The sequence below is a fragment of the Streptomyces sp. PsTaAH-124 genome, from assembly GCF_000373685.1.
GTDB lineage: Bacteria > Actinomycetota > Actinomycetes > Streptomycetales > Streptomycetaceae > Streptomyces > Streptomyces andamanensis.
In genome coordinates this window covers 134215-154456 of the sequence record NZ_KB892170.1, presented here as the reverse complement: position 1 = coordinate 154456, position 20242 = coordinate 134215, and the positions used below count along the sequence as shown (strand labels likewise).

The 20242-nt window shown below is 71.5% G+C and carries 20 protein-coding genes; 13 read left to right on the top strand and 7 right to left on the bottom strand.

Annotation, left to right across the window (positions count from 1 at the left end; genetic code table 11):
* Positions 1 to 192 precede the first annotated feature (192 nt).
* The 5 genes from B086_RS0118205 to B086_RS0118185 all read left to right on the top strand — a co-directional run bounded on the left by B086_RS0118205 (position 193) and on the right by B086_RS0118185 (position 4181).
* Positions 193 to 1038, top strand: coding sequence for an RNA polymerase sigma factor SigF (locus B086_RS0118205; protein ID WP_018567867.1), 846 nt, complete (start codon positions 193 to 195; stop codon positions 1036 to 1038).
* A gap of 309 nt (positions 1039 to 1347) precedes the next feature.
* Positions 1348 to 1722: an ATP-binding protein gene (locus tag B086_RS0118200; protein WP_018567866.1), complete on the top strand. Its 375-nt coding sequence runs from the start codon at positions 1348 to 1350 to the stop codon at positions 1720 to 1722.
* Positions 1723 to 1928: 206 nt separating this feature from the next.
* Complete coding sequence (locus B086_RS0118195; protein ID WP_018567865.1) at positions 1929 to 2111, top strand: hypothetical protein; 183 nt, start codon at positions 1929 to 1931, stop codon at positions 2109 to 2111.
* A 124-nt stretch (positions 2112 to 2235) separates the two neighbouring features.
* Positions 2236 to 3111: a patatin-like phospholipase family protein gene (locus B086_RS0118190; RefSeq protein WP_018567864.1), complete on the top strand. Its 876-nt coding sequence runs from the start codon at positions 2236 to 2238 to the stop codon at positions 3109 to 3111.
* Entirely contained in the window at positions 3108 to 4181 is a 1074-nt protein-coding gene (locus B086_RS0118185; protein WP_018567863.1) for a 1-acyl-sn-glycerol-3-phosphate acyltransferase, read from the top strand. Before B086_RS0118190 ends, B086_RS0118185 begins: the two co-directional genes overlap by 4 nt.
* 136 nt (positions 4182 to 4317) lie before the next feature.
* Here the strand turns inward: B086_RS0118185 and B086_RS0118180 are convergent, their stop codons facing one another.
* A complete protein-coding gene (locus B086_RS0118180) occupies positions 4318 to 5526 on the bottom strand; it encodes a phospholipase D-like domain-containing protein (protein ID WP_018567862.1) in 1209 nt (402 codons plus the stop codon).
* 366 nt (positions 5527 to 5892) lie between these two features.
* Here B086_RS0118180 and B086_RS41985 point away from each other — a divergent pair, with 366 nt between their 5' ends.
* Positions 5893 to 6774, top strand: coding sequence for a TIGR04222 domain-containing membrane protein (locus B086_RS41985; RefSeq protein WP_018567860.1), 882 nt, complete (start codon positions 5893 to 5895; stop codon positions 6772 to 6774).
* 136 nt (positions 6775 to 6910) lie between these two features.
* Here B086_RS41985 and B086_RS0118165 read toward each other — a convergent pair whose 3' ends face one another.
* From B086_RS0118165 to B086_RS0118155, 3 genes are all read right to left on the bottom strand, one after another.
* Positions 6911 to 7786 (bottom strand): geranyl diphosphate 2-C-methyltransferase, encoded by an 876-nt coding sequence (locus tag B086_RS0118165; RefSeq protein WP_018567859.1) that lies wholly within the window; start codon positions 7784 to 7786, stop codon positions 6911 to 6913.
* 15 nt (positions 7787 to 7801) lie between these two features.
* Positions 7802 to 9076 carry a family 2 encapsulin nanocompartment cargo protein terpene cyclase gene (locus B086_RS0118160; RefSeq protein WP_018567858.1) on the bottom strand — a complete coding sequence of 425 codons (1275 nt, stop codon included), beginning with the start codon at positions 9074 to 9076 and terminating at the stop codon, positions 7802 to 7804.
* Between the two features lie 67 nt (positions 9077 to 9143).
* On the bottom strand, positions 9144 to 10562 hold the full coding sequence (locus B086_RS0118155) for a family 2B encapsulin nanocompartment shell protein (protein ID WP_018567857.1): 1419 nt from the start codon (positions 10560 to 10562) through the stop codon (positions 9144 to 9146).
* 541 nt (positions 10563 to 11103) lie between these two features.
* On the opposite strand from B086_RS0118155, the gene B086_RS0118150 reads away from it, so the two are divergent.
* On the top strand, positions 11104 to 11496 hold the full coding sequence (locus tag B086_RS0118150) for a peptidase inhibitor family I36 protein (RefSeq protein WP_018567856.1): 393 nt from the start codon (positions 11104 to 11106) through the stop codon (positions 11494 to 11496).
* 402 nt (positions 11497 to 11898) lie between these two features.
* Here B086_RS0118150 and B086_RS41980 read toward each other — a convergent pair whose 3' ends face one another.
* Complete coding sequence (locus tag B086_RS41980; protein WP_018567854.1) at positions 11899 to 12573, bottom strand: hypothetical protein; 675 nt, start codon at positions 12571 to 12573, stop codon at positions 11899 to 11901.
* Positions 12574 to 13438: 865 nt separating this feature from the next.
* On the opposite strand from B086_RS41980, the gene B086_RS41975 reads away from it, so the two are divergent.
* Both B086_RS41975 and B086_RS0118125 read left to right on the top strand, forming a co-directional pair.
* Entirely contained in the window at positions 13439 to 13720 is a 282-nt protein-coding gene (locus B086_RS41975; RefSeq protein WP_018567852.1) for a hypothetical protein, read from the top strand.
* Complete coding sequence (locus B086_RS0118125) at positions 13717 to 14394, top strand: hypothetical protein (RefSeq protein WP_018567851.1); 678 nt, start codon at positions 13717 to 13719, stop codon at positions 14392 to 14394. Before B086_RS41975 ends, B086_RS0118125 begins: the two co-directional genes overlap by 4 nt.
* A gap of 112 nt (positions 14395 to 14506) precedes the next feature.
* On the opposite strand, the gene B086_RS0118120 is transcribed toward B086_RS0118125, so the two are convergent.
* A complete protein-coding gene (locus B086_RS0118120) occupies positions 14507 to 15640 on the bottom strand; it encodes an FAD-dependent oxidoreductase (protein ID WP_018567850.1) in 1134 nt (377 codons plus the stop codon).
* Positions 15641 to 15790: 150 nt separating this feature from the next.
* Between B086_RS0118120 and B086_RS0118115 the strand changes: the two genes are divergently transcribed.
* The 3 genes from B086_RS0118115 (at position 15791) to B086_RS0118105 (ending at position 18554) form a co-directional block, all read left to right on the top strand.
* Positions 15791 to 16513, top strand: coding sequence for a TetR/AcrR family transcriptional regulator (locus B086_RS0118115; RefSeq protein WP_078509848.1), 723 nt, complete (start codon positions 15791 to 15793; stop codon positions 16511 to 16513).
* A gap of 190 nt (positions 16514 to 16703) precedes the next feature.
* A complete protein-coding gene (locus B086_RS0118110; protein WP_018567848.1) occupies positions 16704 to 17669 on the top strand; it encodes an amidohydrolase family protein in 966 nt (321 codons plus the stop codon).
* Positions 17670 to 17678: 9 nt separating this feature from the next.
* Entirely contained in the window at positions 17679 to 18554 is an 876-nt protein-coding gene (locus B086_RS0118105) for an SDR family oxidoreductase (protein ID WP_018567847.1), read from the top strand.
* Positions 18555 to 18627: 73 nt separating this feature from the next.
* Here B086_RS0118105 and B086_RS0118100 read toward each other — a convergent pair whose 3' ends face one another.
* Positions 18628 to 19599, bottom strand: coding sequence for an SDR family NAD(P)-dependent oxidoreductase (locus B086_RS0118100; RefSeq protein ID WP_018567846.1), 972 nt, complete (start codon positions 19597 to 19599; stop codon positions 18628 to 18630).
* A gap of 63 nt (positions 19600 to 19662) precedes the next feature.
* On the opposite strand from B086_RS0118100, the gene B086_RS0118095 reads away from it, so the two are divergent.
* Positions 19663 to 20235: a TetR/AcrR family transcriptional regulator gene (locus tag B086_RS0118095; protein WP_018567845.1), complete on the top strand. Its 573-nt coding sequence runs from the start codon at positions 19663 to 19665 to the stop codon at positions 20233 to 20235.
* The last annotated feature ends 7 nt before the right edge of the window (positions 20236 to 20242 follow it).

The window sequence follows — 20242 nt, the reverse complement described above, 5'->3', positions numbered from 1 at the left end:
CGTGGCGGCAGGATCAGGGGGCGTGGCCGTGCTGTGCGGGTCCCGCACGTGGCAGCCGGACCGGCGCAGCACCACCGTCGTCGATGCTGACAACGAATGGGTAACGGCCGTGCATGCCCGGCGGGATCGGGGGTACCGGCGGTCTCGCCGGTATCGGAAGACGAGTTCAGACGCAGGTCGGGAGGGGCACCCATGGCAATCGCCGTCGAAGAGGTCCGGGGACGCACGCAGGAGGTGCTGCCGGAGATCGGCGATGCCACCAAGGTCGCTCCCAAGGACGCACGCGAGCTGTCGCGGCTGTTCTTCAGCAGGCTGGCCACGCTGGAGGAGGGCACGCCCGAGTACAGCTACGCGCGCAACACGCTGATCGAGATGAACATGTCCCTCGTCCGTTTCGCGGCCGGCCGCTACCGCAGCCGCAACCCGGAGGAGATGGAGGACATCGTCCAGGTCGGCATGATCGGCCTGATCAAGGCGATCGACCGGTTCGAGATCTCCCGCGAGGTGGAGTTCACCTCCTTCGCCGTGCCCTACATCGTGGGCGAGATCAAGCGCTTCTTCCGGGACACCTCCTGGGCGGTGCACGTGCCCCGCCGGTTGCAGGAGGCCCGCGTCCACCTCGCGCAGGCCACCGAGGAACTGCGCAGCCGCATGGGCCGCACCCCCAGCACCAGGGAGCTCGCCGAGCTGATGAGCCTGAGCGAGGCCGAGGTCGTCGAGGCCCGTGTCGCCTCCAACGGCTACCGGGCCGCGTCCCTGGACGCCGCGCTGAGCACGAGCGACGACAGCGAGACCCCTCTGGCCGACTTCATCGGCTTCGACGACGCGGCCCTCGCCCTGGTGGAGGACTTCCACGCCCTGGCGCCGGTGATCGCCGCCCTCGACGAACGCGACCGGCGGATCATCCACATGCGGTTCGTCGAGGAGCTCACCCAGGCCCAGATCGGCGAACGCCTCGGCGTCTCCCAGATGCACGTCTCCCGGCTGCTCTCCCGCTGCCTGTCCCGGCTGCGCGAAGGCATGCTGGCCGAGAGCTGACCCGGGGCACGTCCGTGCCGGTCCCGGCGACAGTGCAGCGCGCGACGCGGCCGAGCGGCCACGTCACCGTCCCGGACCCGCCCGAGCCGGTCATGGTCACGTACCGCGAGGCTACAAGCCGTCGACATGCGGAACTACTGTGGGAGTGACAGATGTTCCCATGGTGGGCAATCGTCGGCACAGCGTGCGGCACACGGGGGTAACGTGGCAGTTGGAATGGATGAGACGGGGCTGAACAGTCCGTCGGGCGAAGGAGTGCGGGGCGAAACGGGGTTGGGGCACGTCTCGGTCACATTGGACCGTGCCACTGTGCGGATCGCTGACGCACGCGCCTTCGCGGCCGACTACCTGGCCGCTTCGGTGACGGACGACGGCCGCCCGTTGCCGGAGGGTGTCGCGGCGGCCGTCCAGTTGGTGGTGAGCGAACTCATCACCAACACCGTCAAATACGGCTCCGGCCCGATCGAGCTGACGCTGGGCTCCACCGGCGGGACACTGTCCGTCACCGTCCGGGACGGCGACACCACCTTGCCGACGCCGAGACTCGCCGACCCGGCGCGCGTGGGCCAGCACGGTCTGGAGATCGTCGCCGCGCTGAGCCGGGAGGTCGAGATCCAGCGTGAACCGGACGGCAAGCGCATCACCGCGTATATCGCACTGGACCGGCCTCCCGGGGACGGCTGATCCGCCCGTAGCGCGTGTCCTGCTCCCCTCTCGGGGCACCCGTTCCCTGTCGCGGTCCCGCCGCCCGGCGCGGAACCGACACGGAGGAAGCACGGGAGGGGAAACAGATGCCGACTGCCCGGCCGACCCATCACATGACACCGCGTCCGAAACGACGGCCGCCTCGATCCTCCGCCTGGGCCGGCGCGGCCCTCCGCTCGGCCCAGTTGGCCTGCCTCGCGTTCCTGGTGCTCTCCGCCGCTCTGCTCGCCTCGGCCATCTCCACCGGCGCCGGTGTGCGTACCGTGCTCGGTCTCGCGGTCCAGGCCGTGCTGTGGGCGGCACTGCTGCTGGCCGGTCCCACGGAGCAGCGCCGCGCGCGCGGCGCCCGCCACGACCGGCTCGGGTGACGGGTCCCCTCCCCCGGCTGTTCCCCCGGCCGTGTGCTGCGGGTGCGGCGCGGCGGGTCGCTTCCGTGCCCGGCGGACCGCCGCCCCGGTGGTTGGCGGCGCCGGGACGGGGCACTTGTGGGCCATGGAGGACAGCAGGCCCGACCGTGCACCGACCCGTGCCTTCGTGCTGGGCGGCGGGGGCGCCCTCGGCGCCTACGAAGTGGGGATGCTCAAGGCGCTCTTCGCCGCCGGAGTGCACCCGGACCTCGTCGTCGGCACATCCGTCGGCGCGATCAACGGGGCCGCGGTCGCGGCCGACCCCTCACAGGCGTCGGTGACCCGGCTCGCCGACCTCTGGACCGGCCTCGGACGCGCCGGTGTGTTCTCCGGTTCGCTGCTCGGGCGGCTGGCCACGGCCGTACGCAGCGGCACCCACCTCTACCACCCCGCGCCGCTGCGCGAACTGCTCTGCGCCCACCTGCCGGTGACCCGGATCGAGGCGCTGTCCCTGCCGTTCCAGTGTGTCGCCGCGAACATCGAACGGGCGGCCGAGCACTGGTTCACCGACGGGCCGCTCGTGGACGCCGTGCTCGCCTCGTGCGCGGTGCCCGGACTGCTGCCGCCCGTCCGGCTCGACGGCACGCACTTCGTGGACGGCGGCCTGGTCAACAGCATCCCCGTGGGCCGCGCGGTGGCCCTCGGCGCGACCGAGATCTACGTCCTTCAGGTCGGCCGCGTCGAACGGGCGCTCTCGCCGCCGCGAGCGCCCTGGCAGGTGGCGCTGGTGGCGTTCGAGATCGCCCGCAGACACCGGTTCGCGCGCGACATGGCGGACCTGCCCGCAGACGTCACCGTGCGGGTGCTGCCATCGGGTTCGGGCACCGACGAGGGCACGGCCACCCTCAGGCAGCTGCGGTACCGCACCTTCGGCCGGACCGCCGAGCGCATCGAGCGCGCCTACGCGGCGTCCTCCCGGTACATCGAGACGGTCCTCGGCGCATCCGACGGCGCCCCGTGACCGACGCGGAGATACCCGGCGCGGGCCTTCGGGGCGAGCGGCTGCGGCGGCCGGGCGGGCCCGTGCTGACCGGGCTGCGCCGTACGGTGACCACCGCGCTGCTGCTCGCCCTCGTGCCCGTGGCGGCCGCGCTGCTCGTCGCCGTGTGCGTGCTCTGCGCGCCCGTCTCGCTCGCCACCCGCGGTCCGTGGCGGCCGGTGCGGATCGCCGGTTTCGCCCTTCTCTACCTGCTGGCGGATCTGGCCGGGCTGGTGGCCGCCGCGGGACTGTGGGTGCGGCGGCTGCCCGGCCGAGACGACCGGGCGCGGCGCGCGGCGGACGCGTTCGCCCTGCTGGAGAGGCTGCTTCGGGTACTGAGGCGGGCGGGTGAGCGGATCTTCCGGCTCCGGGTGACGGTGACGCCTGCGCCGCCCGGCGGGTGCGCCCACGTGGCGGCGCCGGTACTCGTGTTCGTACGGCACGCCGGGGTCGGCGACTCCTTCCTGCTGTTGCAGACGCTGCTCACCCAGGCGGGACTGCGCCCCCACACCGTGCTGAAGCGGACCTTGCGCGCCGATCCCGCCCTGGACGTCCTCGTCGGGCGGGTCCCGCACTGCTTCCTCCCGGCCATCGGGCGCCGGGCCGAGGACGCGATCGGGGACCTGGCGGCCGGGCTCGGCGCGGGCGACGCCCTCGTGATCTTCCCGGAGGGCGGCAACTTCACCCCGCGCCGCCGTCGGCGCGCGATCACCTCGCTGCGCCGCCGGGGGCTGCGGCGGCGGGCCGCCCACGCGGAACGGATGCGCCACGTCCTGCCGCCACGGGACGCCGGTGCCCTCGCCGCGATCGCCGCCGCGCCCACCGCCGACGTGGTCTTCGTCGCGCACACCGGCCTCGACTCCCTGCACTCGGCGCGCACCGTCTGGGCCCGGCTGCCGCTGCGGGAGGAGGTGCGGGCGCACTGGTGGCGCGTACCCGCCGACCGCGTCCCGCGCGGCGAGGAAGCCCGCAGCGAATGGCTGCTGGCCCAGTGGGAGCGCGTCGACCGCTGGATCGCCCGGCACGCCGACCCGGACGCCACACACGCGTGAGGTCCTGATCGGCGCTGAGCGCTATACCTCGGGCAGCTTCTCCGGCGGTTCCTCCGGTGGTCGGGCAGTGGAAGAGGCAGCGCGCCGACCGGGCCGGTCGCCGGGCCGGGAGACTCCGCCCGCATCGGCGCCGGGCTCACAGGAAGCGGCGGATCGGCGTGACGGCCGTCTCCTTGAGCCGCTGGAGCACCGCGCGTCGCTTCCACCGGTCGAGGTCGATGGCCACACTGCGGAGCAGGTCCCTCTCGTAGTCGCGGTCCAGCTCGGCGGTGAACTCCTCGTCCAGCACGGCGAGCATGACTTCCTCGTCGTGGTCCATGGAACGGCGGTTGAAGTTGGTCGAGCCGATCAGGGCGGCCACCGAATCAACCGTGATGATCTTGGCGTGCATCATGGTCGGCTGATACTGGCGGATGTGCACGCCCGCCTGGAGCAGCCGCGTGTAGTGCTGCTGGCCGGCGAGTTGGCAGGCTCGCTGGTCGGTGTGGGGGCCCGGGAGCAGGATCTCCACGCACACGCCGCGCCGGGCGGTCCGGCACAGCAGATCGACGAAGTAGGCGTCGGGCGCGAAGTAGGCGGTGGCGAGGCGGAAGCGTTCTTCGGCCGAGGCCAGCACGACCCGGATGAGGGTCTGCATGTCCTGCCAGCCGATACTGGCCGAGCCCCGGACGACCTGAACGACCGAGGTTCCGATCTGGTCGTGTTCGGTGAAACGGTCGCGGTCGTCGAAGAGTTCGTCGTGGCACTCGGCCCAGTTCTGCGCGAACGCGGCGGCTATGCCGTCCACGGCCGGGCCGCGCACCCGCACATGTGTGTCGCGCCATTCGCCGGGGCCGCGGGCGTCGCCGCACCACTCCTCCGCTATGCCGACACCACCGGTGAAGGCCGTGTGCTCGTCGACGACGAGGGCCTTGCGGTGGCAGCGGTGGTTCTGCTTGAACGGCGAGAGCCAGGCGGGCTTGCGGAACCACGCCACCTGCACTCCGGCGTCGTCCATGAGATCCAGCAGCCGCTGTTCGATCTCCTTGGCCCCGAAGCCGTCCAGCAGCAGCCGCACCCGCACGCCCGCCCGGGAGCGGTCGGCCAGGGCGGCGGCGAAGTCGCGGGCGATCTGACCGCGCCAGTACACGAAGGTCATCATGTCGATCGTGTGCCGGGCCGAGCGGATGGCACCCAGCATGGCCGGGAAGATCTCGTCGCCGTTGCGCAGCGGCACCAGTGCGTTGCCCTCGGTGGCTGCCACGCCGATCAGTCGCTCCAGGCGGCGGCGCAGGCGCTGCTTGCGGGCGTCCGCCTCGCCGGCTCCGCCCGGAGCGGAGGGGGCGGACAGGCCGTCAAGGCTCACGACAGGTCTCCTGAGGTACTGGACAGGCGGAACGGGCGGGTGCTGGACGACCTTACGGCAGCGGGTGACCCGCAGCCACCGACGGGTGAGACGGAGCGGGCCGGCCCGGTCTCGGNGGGCGGGTGCCCCGGCCGGTTCGTGGCCCGCCGATCCCGTGTACGGCGAGTCGGGCCAGGACGCCGTCGCGGGTGCGAGAACCGCCGAACCGCACCCCGGCACCCGGCACCCCGGCACCCCGGCACCCGGCACCCGGCACCCGGCACCCGGCGCGGGAACCGATCGGACGCCCGCCGACGTCGTGTTCGACGCCATCGACCACATCACCTCGCCTGACAGGGCGTCGACTTCGTTCATGGGGAGGCAGTGATGAACGACCCCTGGGGTTTCACCGGCCCTGAGTTCCTCGGTCTGTACGCCGCGGGCTTCGCGGTCGCCGTGCTGCTCGGCCTGGCCGTACGGCGAGCGGCCCGCAGCTTCTACCCCGCCACGGACACTGCCTCCGTACCCGACGTGTACAGCATCGCCCGGGTCGTCGGCGGGCCCCGCCAGGTGGTGAGCACCGCCGTCCGCGCCCTCGTCCAGGGCGGCCATCTGCGTACGTCCCAGGACGGCACCCTCACGTACTCCGGCAGCGTCCCCGGTGAACCGGTGCAGCGGGCCGTCCTGGAGTCCGCGCGGAGCCAGGGGATCACCACGGCGGCGCGGATGCGCGAGGCCGCTCTGCGCCTGCCGGAGATCCGCCGGGCCGGAGGCGGCGCGCGCAGGCTCGGTCTGCTGCCCGGCCGCACCCGCCGACTGGCCGGGCGGTCGGCGGGGCTGCCGATGCTGGTGCTGATCGGGGTCGGCGTCGCCCGGATGGTGAACGGCGTCCGTCTGGGGCGTCCGGTGGGCTGGCTGGTGCTCTTCCTGCTGGTCTCCTTGGTGGTGGCGGCGGTCCTCCTCTGCACGCCGCCCCGGATCACCCCCGCGGGCTGGTCCGCGGTACGCAACTCCGGGAGGTCGGGTCACCCGGTGCGCTGGGGGCCGACAGGCGACGGCCCGAAGGTACCGGTCGCGGTACTCGCCGCCGCCACGACAGGCTGGATCAACATCTCCGACCCGACAACCGGTTCGTCCCTCTTCGGCTCCGGCTTCTTCTCCCGGTCCTCTTCGTCCTCGTCGTCGTCCTCGTCCGGAGGGGGCAGCAGTTGCGGCGGAGGCGGCGGGTGCGGCAGCGGGTGCGGCGGTGGAGGAGGGTGCGGCGGGTGACGGCTCCGATCGCTGGTCTCCGGCACGTCCGGGCGCCGGTCCGGGCGTGGCCGCCGGTGCCTGCGCCGCTGCCCGGCGGGCAGCGGGCGGCACCTGCTTCAGCCCGGAAGGAGTTCCGGGAGGCGGTGGACCGGGCTCACACGCGGTCGGCCGCGATCAGGACGTACTGGAAGGAGCCGTCGCGGTAGGACTCGATGAACGCCTTCTCGATGCCGGTGACCAGCGACGACGTGGCCCGCAGCTCCCAGTAGGGCAGAGTGTCCGGGGTGAGGTCGATGACGGTCTGCGGTACGAGCCGGTTGTCGGCCATGGCGCGCAGGTACTCACGGCGGGAGTGGATGTTGCACTCGAAGTGGGCGTTGATCTGGGAGACCGCCTTCGACGGCTGGCCGTAGCGGGGGTTCCAGCACCCGGTGATCGTCACGTAGCGGCCGCCCACCTTCAGGAAGCGGGAGTGCTCGGCGAACAGGTCGTAGAGGTCGACGTACATGGTGGACTCGTTGTTCCACGAGGCCGTGACGCTTCCCTTGTCGAAAGGTGTGTCGAGCATGTTGCACACCCGGGAGCGGACATGGTCCCCGATGCGCAGTTCCCTCGCGCGCCTGTTGCCGAAGTCGGCCTGGGTGGCGGACAGGGTCACTCCTTCCACCGTGCAGCCGAAGCGCCGGTGGGCCATGACCATGGAGCCGCCCCGGCCGCAGCCGGCGTCGACGAGGGTGTCGTCGGGACCGACCGGGCCGAGGTGGTCCAGAAGGAACTCCGCCTGTGCCGACTCCAGCCGGTGGAGCTCCGCGATGAGCTTCTTCTCGTACTCGCTGTGCGCCGGGTCGCCCAGCGCGGCCTGGTCCACGGCGCCGATGCCGTAGTGGTGGTGGTAGAGGCCGTCCACGTCACCGAGGCGGAGGTTGACCGGCCGCGCCTCGTTGTTCCAGTAGCGGGCGATGTCCTCCTGGTAGGGCGTCGCCGGGGCCGGGATCTTCGCGGTGGCGGTGGGGGTCGTTTCGGTCGTCACAGAGATATCCATTTCTCACCAGAAATCGGGCAGGCTGTAGCGGTAGGTGTTGGTGCGGTGCCAGTCGTGGTTGCCGTCCACCCAGGCGGCCACGCCCTTGAGGAAACGCAGCACGGCCGGCAGGGGACACGCCTCCGCGAGGTCGGCCGCGGCCGCCTCGAAGGCGTGCTGGAGCTCGTTGTGGACCTCGATGGCCTTCAGGTAGGCGTCGCGCTCGCTCAGTCGCTCGCGTTCGGCGATCACCACCGGCAGGTTCAGGTGCCGGCCGGGGCTGTCGAGTTCCTTGGTGTACGAGTAGAGGTCGTTGACGATGGTGGTCGCGTTGCCGGCGAGCGCGATGACCCGCTGCATGTCCGGCCGGGCGTGCAGGTCAGCGGGCAGCTCGTAACCGCCGACGGTGTCGGTGATCGTGGGGCACGGCCGGAAGTTGTTGAACTGCCGCATCGCCAGGTACTCCCACACCTGCGGGAGGTGGTCGGTCTGTGCCCAGGCGGCCTCGGCGAGATAGCCCATGTGGAGTCGGGCCATGTCGTGCCGGTAGCGGTCCGTCTGGGAGGGTGTCGCCGCGCGGACGAAGTAGTCCATCGCGCTGCGGTAGGCGCGCCGCGGGGCGTCCGAGCCGAGCGACTCCTGCCACTCCGGGGTGTACTCCGCGGTGCTGTGGAACGGGTCGATCGCGGTGTGCGCGAGGAGCAGACGGCCGCCGAGGCCGACGGGCGATCCGCCGTGGTCCTCGCAATAGCAGTCGTCCACCGCGTTCTCCGCGACCATCAGCCGCGTCGCCAGCATCAGGTGGTCGACGGTCGGGGCGTCGGGGTGGCAGCCGACCATGTAGCGGCCGACGGAGAAGCCGTCGAACTGGGCCTCCCACTCCTCGGGATAGAGCTGGACCTCTTCCTCGGCCCAGTGTTTGATGCGGCGGCTCACCTCCTCGACGCGCGCCGGGTCGGGCTCCGGGACGGGGTGGTGGTAGAGACCGGGAACGGCCCGCCCGGCGGCGGGAGCGGCGGTGGCCGGGACCGGCGGCGCGGGGAGCGGAGGTTCGTGCCCACCGGCCAGGAAGAGCGAGGCCGTGCCCGGTCCGGTCGGGCCGCGCAGGATCCGCTGGAGGGAGGAGCCGGCCGTGGTCGTGCCGGTGGTCGTGCCGGTGGCCTCCCCGTCGGCCGGGGCGGGTGACGGGTGGGGGATTCCGACCGGCGGATGCAGTGCGGTCAGGAAGTCGGGCGCGGACGGCGTGGCCGGAGGGTCCGGGACCGCCGGGGCGGGGGCGTCGGGCACGGCTTCGGGCATCGGCGGCTCCTTGCTGCGGCGAGATGGGCGCCGCGTTGTGCGTGCGGCGTGTCAGGCGTGGTCCTGCTCAGGGGTCCCGGCGTGCCCCGGGTGCGATCCGCACGTTCTCCATCACGCCCAGGGCGTCGGGCACGAGGACCGCGGCGGAGTAGTAGGCGCTGACGAGGTAGGAGGTGATCGCCTGTTCGTTGATGCCCATGAACCGTACGGACAGGCCCGGTTCGTACTCGTCCGGCAGTCCCGTCTGCCGCAGCCCGATGACCCCCTGGTTCTCTTCGCCGGTCCGCATCGCGATGATGGAGCTGGTCTGCTCCTTGCTGATCGGGATCTTGTTGCAGGGCAGGATGGGGACGCCGCGCCAGGCGGGGACGGACTGCCCGCCGAGGTCGACGTGGTCGGGGTAGAGGCCGCAGGCGCTGAAGCCCCGTCCGATGGCGGCGATCGTCCTGGGATGGGCGAGGAAGAACTTCGTGCCGCGCCGACGGCAGAGGAGCTCGTCCATGTCGTCCGGGGTCGGCGGGCCGGAGCGGGGCTGGATGCGCTGCTTGAAGTCGGCGTTGTGCAGCAGTCCGAACTCGCGGTTGTTGACGAGTTCGTGTTCCTGGCGTTCCCGCAGGGCTTCGACGGTGAGCCTGAGTTGTTCCTCGCTCTGGTTCATCGGACCGTTGTAGAGGTCGGATACGCGGGTGTGGATCCGCAGAACGGTCTGCGCGACGGAGAGCTCGTACTCGCGCGGCTTCGCTTCGTAGTCGACGAAGGTGCCGGGCAGTTCCGCCTCGCCCACGTGACCGGCCGACAGGGCGATCTCGGCCTCGCCGTGCTTGTTCTGCCGCTCCCGTGAGCGGGAGCGGAAATCGGCGACATGGGCCTGGAGATGCGGCGCGTCGGCCAGGACGGCGTCGAAGTCGGCGCGGGAGAGGGTGAGGAGGACGCCGGACGTCTCGGCGGTGACCGTGCAGTCGTGTGTGGCGCCGGGATCCAGCAAGGCGTTGTCGCCGAAGTGGCCGCCGTCCGCGAGGACCCCGATGCCGACCTCGCCGCCGTACTCGCCCGCCGAGGTCTGGCTCAGCCGGCCGTGGGCGATCAGGTGGATCCGGTCCGCGGGTCTGCCGCGCTCGGCGAGGACCTCGCCCGCCGTGAAGTCCCGCTGCGCGCAGCGCCCGGCGAGGGCGGTCAGGACGTCCGTGTCGTCGAACCCGCGCAGCAGGGCCAGTTCGCCGAGTTCCCCCGGGATGACACGGACGGTGGCACCCTCCTGGACGAACTCGATGCGTCCGTCGCCGAGGGTGTGCCGCAGCCGTCGGTTGACGCGGTAGGTACTGCCTCGGGCTTCGACCCAGGGCAGCATCCGCAGCAGCCAGCGGGAGGTGATCTCCTGCATCTGCGGCGCGGACTTGGTGATCGTGGCGAGGTTGCGGGCGGCGGCGGTGCCCAGAGACTGCTGCGGCGCGGTGGTCGTAGCTTCCGGGGTGCTGTCGACGGACATCGAGGGGCTATCTCCTTGCACGACGGGACGCCCGGCGCAGACGGCTGCGCCGACCGGGAGACATGGGAAGAGCGGGCAACTCGGGGCAGGAACAGCGGGGTTCCGACCGCCCGCACAAAGCTAGCCACCGAACTGGCCGCCTTCACCACGGAGACGAGACGCTTACCTCGAAGCAGTGACAATCGGCTGAATGCGTTTATCGGCCCGTCGAGTGTGATCATCCCGCCTCGCCGCACACCTGAGCGGTTCCCGACGGCGTCCGGGCCCGGACGGCGTGTGGGCACGGACGGCGTGTGGGCACGGACAGCTTGCGGGCTCGGCGCGCCGTGTGCGGCGGTCGTGTACGGCGCCATGCCCCGGACTCCGCCGGAGGCCCCGGCTCACCCGAGGGAGGGATGGTACCGGTGGCCGCGTTAGGCGCCTCACGCGCCTGCCCGCACGCCCTGTCGGCTGCTGTTCCCGGCGCATGAGACTGACGGTCGTGGTCCGAGGAAGACCACGGTGGAACCAGTGGAAGACCAGTGGAAAGGGAACGACTCTCATGCGCCGTGTCACTCCGATCGCCCTCGCCTCGCTCGCCTTCGCGGCAGCCCTCGGCACCGCCCCCGCCGCCACCGCCGCCGTTTCGGCCGCCCCGGCGGCGGTCGTCTCCGCCGCGTCCTATCACTGCGACCCGGGACACTTCTGCATCTACAGCGGCTGGGACGGTGGCGGCAGCCGCTGTCAGTGGACGGCGGAGAAGGTCGCGAACACCGCCGACGCGTGCTCCTTCATCCGCAGCGGCAAGAAGGTGCTGTCGTTGTGGAACGGCACCGGCCACCGCGTCCAGTACTACACCCAGACCAACTATCACGCGCGGGTCGGCTCGACGGCCGCCGGCCACGGCGGCAACCTCCAGGGCAGCTACCAGATCCGCTCCTTCAAGAAGCAGTAGCCCGGGAACACTCCGGCCTCTCGGGGCCGGAGACCTACGGAGGCGGACCGGGAAGGTGGTGGCCGAGGGGTGGACCGGACGTCCCGACCGGCGTTCCTCTCGGCTGCCCCGCCGCCGTCCTCGGCCGGAGCTTCGCCTGCTGCTACCGGCCCAGGAAGAGCGGGGTCCCGTGCTCCACCCGCCACAGGAACAGCCCGGCCTCCGCCTCCACCTCGCCCGTCGGTGCCCGGAAGGCGTATGTCATGCAGTCCCTCGCCATGCGCCTGTGCCAGTGTGCGACCGGGGTGAGTGTAGAGGGCAGCATCGTGCAACTCGCCGCTTCCGATGAGCTGTTGACGGGTCAGAGAGCCGTGCTCGCAGCGCTGGGGGCGCCGGTGGGTGAGCGGGCTCCGGGCGCGTTCGCTACTCGGCGATTCCCGCGGCCCGCAGGCTCTCCAGGTCCTGGAGCATGTCCTTGAAGTACTTCGAGCGGGTCGGAGCCACGACCACCAGCGTCGGGTAGGGGGAGGTACGGGCCTTGGCGAGGTAGGAGCGCGCGCGGGAGGAGAAGCCCTCGGCGTCCGCCGCCTCGGCCCGATCCCGGTGGAGGAGGAACTGGGTCTTCGGATCGCGGCGGACGAGATGCCCCGGGACGCCGGAGAACTCGGCGTCGGAGAACTTCGCGGCGGAGATGTCCAGCGCCCAGTCGACCGAGGCGTAGAAGCGCTCCGCGCCGTCCCGGAAGGCTTCCTGGACCTCCGCCGGGAGGGACGAGTGGGCCGGTCGCGTCATCAGTCGCGGGATACGTCCGGAGAGGGTGACGTGCCGGAAGACGCAGGCGAACGGCGACACCCGGTCTCCGGAAGCGAGGTTGTGCACGGAGACGTCGCTGAACCGCACGCCGTGCAGCACACCGCCGGCCCGGCAGTCGCGCAGGGAGAGGTCGTGCACGCTCAGCCCGAACTCCGGGTCCTCGTACTGGACCAGGCTTCCGCCCTGGAAGGTGCAGCGGACGAGTTCGGCACCGCCCAGTGAGCGCGGTGAGCCGGTCAGCTTCTCGTGCGGAAACACCGTGTCGGTGATGACCGTGCGTGTCATACCCCCGCCCCCTCTTCCTGCCTGCGCGCCTCGCCCGTATGCCTGTACGTCTGAGCCACCGTACACAGCGGGTACGACAGCGCTGCCGCATCTCAGCGCCACATCCCTGCGCCACATCCCTGCGTCGCATCTCTGCGCCGTATCTCTGCGCCGTATCTCTGCCGAACGGCGGACGGGGTTTCCACAGGACTGCCCCGATGGTTGCCCCGGCGTACCTGGACGCCGGGCGTAGCAGGAAGTGGCATGGAAGCGCCGCATCCGGTCCCGGGACGACGCCCCGGCACCGGCCGAACTCTCCCGAGGACCGCAATACGCGAACGCAAGGAGCGGACGTCCGACGCCATGCGCTTTCTCCAGCGCGCGGCGGGCAACGCGGCGGCGACGCGGAAGCCGGCTGTGCAGCGGGCCCCGTGGCGGGCAACAACGGGGACGAGTCGCTGGTGTTCGACCATTCGGCGGACGCCAAGAAATACGGCGGCCGGAACGTCTGAGGGCTTAGCCATGGAGCAGATGTCCAGAACTCACCGTGGAAGCTTGAGGGGCGGAAGTTCACGGAAAAGGAGCTCGCGGAGGCGAAGACCATGGAGGCCGCCGAGAAGACCGGCCAGCCCGGCGCGCACCACGGTGGCGGCCACCACCCCGCGCCGGGGCCGTCGTCCCAGCACCACGCATCAGGGTCGTCGTCCCACCACTGCGCACCGGCGCCGCCGTCTCACCCTTACTCGTACTCGGGACACACGTACCAGCCGACGGGGCGGCGGGCCGCTTCAGGGGACATGGCCGACGCGGCAACCACATCGAGCGCGCGGTAACGTCGACGCGCTGCAAGAGCACCAGCAGCAGGAACGGACGGCTGAAATTCACCATGAGTGACGGACGATCGAGCAATCCGTGGTTCGACGAGCGACTCTCCTTCACCCCCGAGCCGGGTGGCCCGGTCGACTACGCGAGCACGGCCGACGGCCCGGTCCAGTACGTGGAGGTCGTCGACGGGCAGGGCACCCTCGGCCATCCGTGGTTCCAGGACGCGTCCGACGCCGCCGACTTCCTCAAACTCTCGGCCGAGACCGCCGTTCCCACGGGTCGCCTCGCTCCGGGGAGCTCGTCCGAGGCCGTCGGCACCGGCCCCGCGGCGGACCTCTCATGAGAAGCGAGATCACCTTCGGGACGGATGTCTCGCCGTTCAAGTCACCTCTCGTCAAAGCGGTGTTCAGGGACGTGACGCCGATGCACGTCTCCCGGTCGGCCGCGCGGGCCGCCGCGTCGGTGACGGGGACAGTGCTGACGGAGATCATCGACGGCGCGCGGAGCGCGGCGGCGGAGCAGGACCGGAAGAGGCTGGTTCCGGGGGACCTTCTCGCGGCGATCGACCGGAACGTCGAGCTTGAGGTGGGCACCGAGTGGTACGACCACAGCCCGACGTTCCGGGGTCTGACCGGTGTCCTGTACGACGCCCAGGGTGTCGTCGTACCTTCTCGTCGGCGCCGCGGGGCGCGCAGGTCCGGTGCTGTGGCCGGCGCCCACAGGTTCGAGGCCGGGACCAGGAAGCTGCTGCGGAGCCGGGGGGTGACGGCCGTCCCGGCGATGGTCCGCGACCTGGACGGCATCGCGAGCGTGTTCCTGACGGAACTCGCGCGGGACGCGGCCGGGGCCGTCCGCGAGGATTCCCTCCGGAACCCGGCCGACCGTACCGGGGACGGGCGGACCATCGGCAGGGATGACGTCCTGACCGCCACCGCGGTGCAGTTGTTCGGTGGCGGTCTCAGACAGCGAGCCCTCGCCGGGGCAGGCGCGGCGGTACGGGACACTTCGGCGGGCTGAGCGGGAGCGGGGTGGCGCGGGGGCGGGGCAGGGGACGGTGCGGCCGGTGTCGCCGCCTGCGCCCCCGTCTGCTGCCGCCGAGCGGGCAGTTGAGACGTCCTCCCCTGGCCTCCTATGCCGACTCGGATCGTTCCGCGTCCGGGACGTAGGCGGGCAGCGCGGCGAGGCTGTGGCGCACGGCCTCGCCGCCGTACTCGAACATCTGCCGCTCGTAGGTGTCGACCGCGGTGAGGAGGTCCTGACGGCCCTCGGCGGCCTCGATCAGGCAGCGGCCCAGCAGGGCGGCGTCGCGCAGGGCGGTGTTCGCGCCGTTGCCGCCGGTCGGAGAGGTGGCGTGGACGGCGTCGCCGAGCAGGGTGACCGGACCGGGTGCCCAGCGCTCGCCCGGTGCGACCACCCGGATGGACAGCAGGGTGCTGTTGTCAGGGTCGGCCTGTTCGATGAGCGCCTGGAGGTCCGGGTGCCAGCCTTCCATCCTGGACAGCGCGGCCTCCTGTGCCGTCGAGGTGCCGAGAGAGCCGTTCGGCGGCAGGATCATGGCCCAGCGCACGTAGTCACGGATGTCGGGGAGCGTCACCTCGGGTGCCAGTTCCTCGGCCGCCTCCTTGGGCGGAACGGGGAAGCGCATCGCCCCGAGCAGCAGGCTCGCTCCGCCCCCGACGATCTTCCCGCCGTAGGCCCGGGACAGGCCGGCGAACTGCTCCGTCAGCGGCGTACGGCCGATGACGAACCGGACGCCGGTGTCAGCCGGGGTGGTCCGCGGCGACAGCACCCGGCGCACCGCGGAGCCGACCCCGTCCGCCCCTACGAGCAGATCAGCGGTTGCCGGATCACGGTGCGCGAACCGGGCCTCGGCCCTGCCGTTGTCCAGCACGTCGTAGCCGGTCAGCGCGGCCCCGGTGTGCACAGGCAGTCCGGTCAGCAGCAGATGCCTCAGGACCTGCCGGTCCACCACGGTCCCGCTCCTGGCGGGGCCGAGTTCGCCGATCGTGTTCAGCTGGGCGTCCAGGACCAGTCGCTCGGCGCAGGCGTCACTGACGACGGCGTCCAGCAGCGGATGCCAACGCCTCGGCAGACAACTGCGCAGCGCCTCGAATCCGACCGGGTCCAGCACGAGCCGGTACCCCTGGAATCGCGCGGTGATCGCCGGGTCCCGCTCGTACACGTCGACGCCGATCCCGGCGCCGTACAGGCCCTGCGCCAGGCAGAGACCTCCCAGACCGGCCCCGATCACGGAAACACGCATCACAACCTCCTGAAGGAACGGACCGTGCGCACGCTGCTGCGGAGCTGAGCAGGCGCAGCCCGGCCGGACATGGAGACGAACTTAGTTCGTCAAGGAACGATCTAAGTTCTATGAGGCGAACATTGATCGTGTCAAGCTATAGTGGCGGGCATGCCCTCCGATCCCCGGCAGCGCCGAGCAGCCCGCCACGCCCAGCCCGCGGGGCAGCCCCCGGTGGCACCCCCGCGCAAGAAGCCCATCACGGTCGACCGGATCACCGACGCCGCCCTCCAGGTCGTGGCCACCGAGGGCTACGACGCACTGACCATCCGCCGGGTCGCCGCGGTCCTCGGCACCGGGCCGTCGTCGCTGTACGCGCACATCGTCAGCAAAGAGGACATCGACGACCTGCTCGTCGGCCGGCTCTGCTCCGAGATCGCGCTGCCGGAACCGGACCGGGCCACATGGCGCGAGCAAGTGCTCGACGTGTACCGGCAGATCCGCGACCAGTACCTGAAGTACCCCGGAGTCTCCCGGGCCGCGCTGGGCATGGTCCCGACCAACCTCTCCGCACTGCGGGTCAGGGAAGGGCTGCTGGCGATCCTGCTCACCGGCGGGATCGAGGCGCAGACCGCCGCCTGGGCGCTCGACGCCCTGTCCCTCTACGTCAGCGCGTACGCCCTGGAGCAGTCGCTGGTCCAGCAGCGGCGCGAAGACCCGGACCAGGAGTGGGTCCTGGACCGCGAGGAGTTGATCCGCCGGTTCACCGCGTTGCCCGCCGACACGTTCCCGCAGACCCGGCGCCATGCCGCCCAGCTGACCTCCGGAACCGGACACGACCGGTTCGAGTTCACCCTCGGAATGATGGTGGACAACCTCCCCCGTCCCGCCTGACGTGAGGTGACCGCCCAGAGCGCCGTCGCTTGACATCCATAACCAACAGACGTTCACTTAAATCGCCAACACTTGTTCAGTCATGTGGTCGACAAGTGTGCACCGACGAAAGGGACGTCATGCGCATCGCAGTGCAGAAGACCGGGGCAGCGCACGAAGAACGGGGCCTCGCGCCGGTGGCGAGCCTCTGATGGGCGGCTACATCGCTGTCGAGGAGGCGATCGCCTTCCCCGGACTCGCCGAGCGGCGCCCGCCGTTCCCCGTGCCGGACAACGTCGCCCCGGAGTTCTACGCCGACATGACCGCGCGGCTCCCGGACGTCACGGAGCTGCGGCTGCCGGACATGGATGCCAACGGCGTCGCCATGCAGGTGCTGTCGCTGACCGTGCCGGGCATCGAGGCCGATCCGGACCCGGTCCGGGCGGTGGAGAACGCCCGCTACGTCAACGACTCCCTCGCCGAGATCGTGGCGGCGCACCCGGACCGGTTCGCGGCCTTCGCGGCGCTCCCGCTCCAGGATCCGGCCGCGGCTGTCCTCGAACTACGCCGTGCGGTGAGCGAGTTCGGGTTCAAGGGCGTCCTCGTCAACGACCATGTGCAGGGGAAGTACCTCGACGATCCGTCGTTCGACGCGGTCTGGGCCGCACTGGCCGACCTCGGCGTACCGCTGTACCTGCACCCGGGGATGCCACCGGCCGACTCGTGGCATGTGCTCACGGGGCACCCGGAGATGGACGGCGCGCTGTGGAGCTGGCAGGCGACGACCGGCGGGCACGCCCTGCGCGTGGTCCTCTCCGGTGTCTTCGACCGCCATCCGAACGCGCGGATGATCCTCGGCCATGCGGGAGAGTTCCTGCCGTTCCAGCTCTCCCGGTTCGACTCGCGCTACGCCACTCTCACCCACCCGCACCCGCTGCGCCGCCCCCCGTCGGCGTACTTCGGCGAGAACGTGCTGGTCACGACCAGCGGTGTGCTCTCCCCCGCCGCCGTTGAGGCACTGGTGAGGGTGCTCGGCGCGGACGCCGTCCTGTTCGCGGTCGACTACCCGTACGAGCGGACGAGCGCCGCCGTCGCCGCCCTTGAGGGCACTTCCCTCACACAGGCCGAGAAGGACACGATCGGCTCGGGCAACGCCCGCCGCCTGCTGGGACTTTGAGGGAGTGGCATGAAGCTCTTCGTCACCGGCGCGTCCGGATTCGTCGGGTCGGCCGTCGTCCCCGAACTGCTCTCGGCGGGCCATCAGGTCCTCGGTCTGGCCCGTACGGACGCGGCCGCGGCCGCGATCGGTGCCGCGGGAGCGGAGGTGCTCCGCGGTGACCTCGCCGATCTCGGCGCGCTGCGTACCGGCGCCCGCGCGGCCGCCGGTGTCGTGCACCTCGCCTTCGTCCACGACTTCGGCGACTTCGGCAAGGCCGTACGCACCGACCGTGCCGCGATCGACGCGATCGGTGCGGTACTGGCCGGAACGGGGAAGCCGTTCGTCGCCGCCGCCACCGTCCCGGCCGTCCCCGGCAGGGCCGCCACGGAGGACGACGACCCGCAGGACACCGGTCCCCTGGCGGGGCGCGCCCACAACGCGCGCGCCGTGCTCGGCCTGGCGGCGCGGGGTGTGCGTTCCGCCGTCGTACGGCTGCCGCACACCGTCCACGCCGCGGGCGGGCGCGGAGGGTTCGCGGGCGCGCTGTTCGACCTGGCCCGGCGAGGCGGTGTGTCCGGCTACGTGGGAGACGGTTCCGCCCGCTGGCCCGCCGTCCATGTCCGCGACACCGCCCGGCTCTTCCGGATCGCCGTGGAGGAAGCTCCCGCGGGCAGCGTGCTGCACGCCGTGCACGAGGAGGGCGTCACCCTGCTGGACACGGCGACGGCGATCGGACGGGCGCTGAACGTCCCCGTGCGGTCCGTGGAGGCAGACGCGCTCGGGTTCCTCGGGCATCTCGCCACCGTGGACAAGCCGGCGTCGAGCGCGCGCACGCGGCAGCGGTTCGGATGGACGCCGTCCGGCCCGCGATTGTTGGACGACCTGGATCCTGAGGGTGTCTGACTGTTCCTCACGGAGGCGGTGACCGGCCGGGAAGCCGGTGGTGGCGCTTGCCGTGGCGTCGGGAGGTCGGGGGTCAGCGGCGGAGCAGATCGGCCGAGACCGTCCAGAGGTGCTCGGCGGTGGCGGGATCGAGCGCCCATTCCTTGACCCCGTGCGGGTGCTGTGCGAGGTCGGCGTCGTTCGTCACGGTGCAGGCCTCCCGCCCGTCGTCGAGGTAGTGGCCTCCGGAGCGCGCGAACTCCGGGGCGACGGCGGCGACCATGCTGGTGGCCGCCCCCTGTTCGACCGTCTTGTAGGTGAAGACTCCGGCGGCCTCGGCCGCGTCGAGGGACTCCTTCTGCCGTGCGGTGAAGTTGCGTTGCAGCCCCGTCGCGACACCGCCGGGATTCACCGCGTTGGCGACGATGCCGTCGGATGCCCACAACCGGGTCGCCTCGACGGCGAAGAGGGAGTTCGCCGTCTTCGACTGGGCGTAGGCGATCTGCGGATCGTAGTCGCGCCGCTCGAAGTGGAGGTCGTCGAAGTCGATCCCGGCGCGCATGTGCGCCGTCGAGCTGACCGAGACGATCCGCGCTCCGTCGCGGTCGGCCGCTCCGAGGGCCAGGGCGTCGTGGAGGCCGGTGGCGAGGGCGAAGTGGCCGAGATGGTTCGTCGCGAATTGCAGTTCCCAGCCCTCGGCTGTGCGTTCGAGCCCACCGGTGACCAGGCCGGCGTTGTTGATCAGCAGGTGCAGCGGGCCGTCCCACGCGCCGGTGAACCGCGTGACGACGGCCCTGTCGGCCAGATCGAGCCGGACGACCCGGGGGCGTATCCCCCCGGTCGACCTCTCGATCGTCGCGGCGACGGCGTCCCCCGCCGTCGTGTTCCGGACAGCTAGCGTCACCTCCGCCCCGGCGGAGGTCAACGCGCGCGCCGTCTCGATCCCGATTCCGGAGGAGGCTCCCGTCACGATCGCGCGGACACCGGTGAGGTCGACGCCCCGCAGTACCTCGTCCGCGGTGTCGGCGGCGGTGAAGGGCGTGGAGACGGGTTCGCGAGCAGTCATGGCGCCGACTATACGTACTGGGCTTGGTTTGTATAGTTCGACTTCGGCTCGTAGGGTCGGTCCATGACCCGTCCCGCCGCCGGCGACTCGCCGGACGCAGTCGTCGGCACCGACCGCCGGACCATGGTGCTGGACTCCGCCATGGCCACGTTCGCCCGATTCGGTTACCGGAAGACGTCGATGGAGGAGGTGGCGCGGGCGGCGGACATCTCCCGACCCGGGCTCTACTTCCTCTTCTCCTCGAAGGAGAGCCTGTTCCGTGCCGCCGTCACCCAGGCTCTGGAACGCGACATCGCAGCGGTCGAGCACGTTCTGAGCGACACCGGCCGCCCCCTCGGAGAGCGCCTCCTCGATGCGTTCGACCACTGGGCCGGCCGCTACATCGGCCCGCTGGCCCGCGATGTGGCGGTGGTCATCGAGGACAACCCCGGTCTGCTGGGGGAGATCGCCGTGACCACGCCGCGGCGCTTCGAGCACCTGGTCACCGGCGCGATCGCTGCCGAGACGGGACGGGTGACGGCCCGGCAGATCGCCCAGACGCTGATCAGCACATCGACCGGCCTGAAGCACCAGGCCGCGGCACCGGAGTTCTATCTCGAACGGCTGAAGGTCGCCATCGGTCTCCTGCTGCGCTGAATACGCC

Excerpts from the sequence above, each read along its gene's own strand:
- B086_RS0118205 (WP_018567867.1), top strand. The coding sequence starts at position 193 with ATGGCAATCGCCGTCGAAGAGGTCCGGGGACGCACGCAGGAGGTGCTG.
- B086_RS0118190 (WP_018567864.1), top strand. The coding sequence starts at position 2,236 with ATGGAGGACAGCAGGCCCGACCGTGCACCGACCCGTGCCTTCGTGCTG.
- B086_RS41985 (WP_018567860.1), top strand. The coding sequence starts at position 5,893 with ATGAACGACCCCTGGGGTTTCACCGGCCCTGAGTTCCTCGGTCTGTAC.
- B086_RS0118160 (WP_018567858.1), bottom strand. The coding sequence starts at position 9,076 with ATGCCCGAAGCCGTGCCCGACGCCCCCGCCCCGGCGGTCCCGGACCCT.
- B086_RS0118155 (WP_018567857.1), bottom strand. The coding sequence starts at position 10,562 with ATGTCCGTCGACAGCACCCCGGAAGCTACGACCACCGCGCCGCAGCAG.
- B086_RS0118150 (WP_018567856.1), top strand. The coding sequence starts at position 11,104 with ATGCGCCGTGTCACTCCGATCGCCCTCGCCTCGCTCGCCTTCGCGGCA.
- B086_RS41980 (WP_018567854.1), bottom strand. The coding sequence starts at position 12,573 with ATGACACGCACGGTCATCACCGACACGGTGTTTCCGCACGAGAAGCTG.
- B086_RS41975 (WP_018567852.1), top strand. The coding sequence starts at position 13,439 with ATGAGTGACGGACGATCGAGCAATCCGTGGTTCGACGAGCGACTCTCC.
- B086_RS0118125 (WP_018567851.1), top strand. The coding sequence starts at position 13,717 with ATGAGAAGCGAGATCACCTTCGGGACGGATGTCTCGCCGTTCAAGTCA.
- B086_RS0118120 (WP_018567850.1), bottom strand. The coding sequence starts at position 15,640 with ATGCGTGTTTCCGTGATCGGGGCCGGTCTGGGAGGTCTCTGCCTGGCG.
- B086_RS0118115 (WP_078509848.1), top strand. The coding sequence starts at position 15,791 with ATGCCCTCCGATCCCCGGCAGCGCCGAGCAGCCCGCCACGCCCAGCCC.
- B086_RS0118110 (WP_018567848.1), top strand. The coding sequence starts at position 16,704 with ATGGGCGGCTACATCGCTGTCGAGGAGGCGATCGCCTTCCCCGGACTC.
- B086_RS0118105 (WP_018567847.1), top strand. The coding sequence starts at position 17,679 with ATGAAGCTCTTCGTCACCGGCGCGTCCGGATTCGTCGGGTCGGCCGTC.
- B086_RS0118100 (WP_018567846.1), bottom strand. The coding sequence starts at position 19,599 with ATGACTGCTCGCGAACCCGTCTCCACGCCCTTCACCGCCGCCGACACC.
- B086_RS0118095 (WP_018567845.1), top strand. The coding sequence starts at position 19,663 with ATGACCCGTCCCGCCGCCGGCGACTCGCCGGACGCAGTCGTCGGCACC.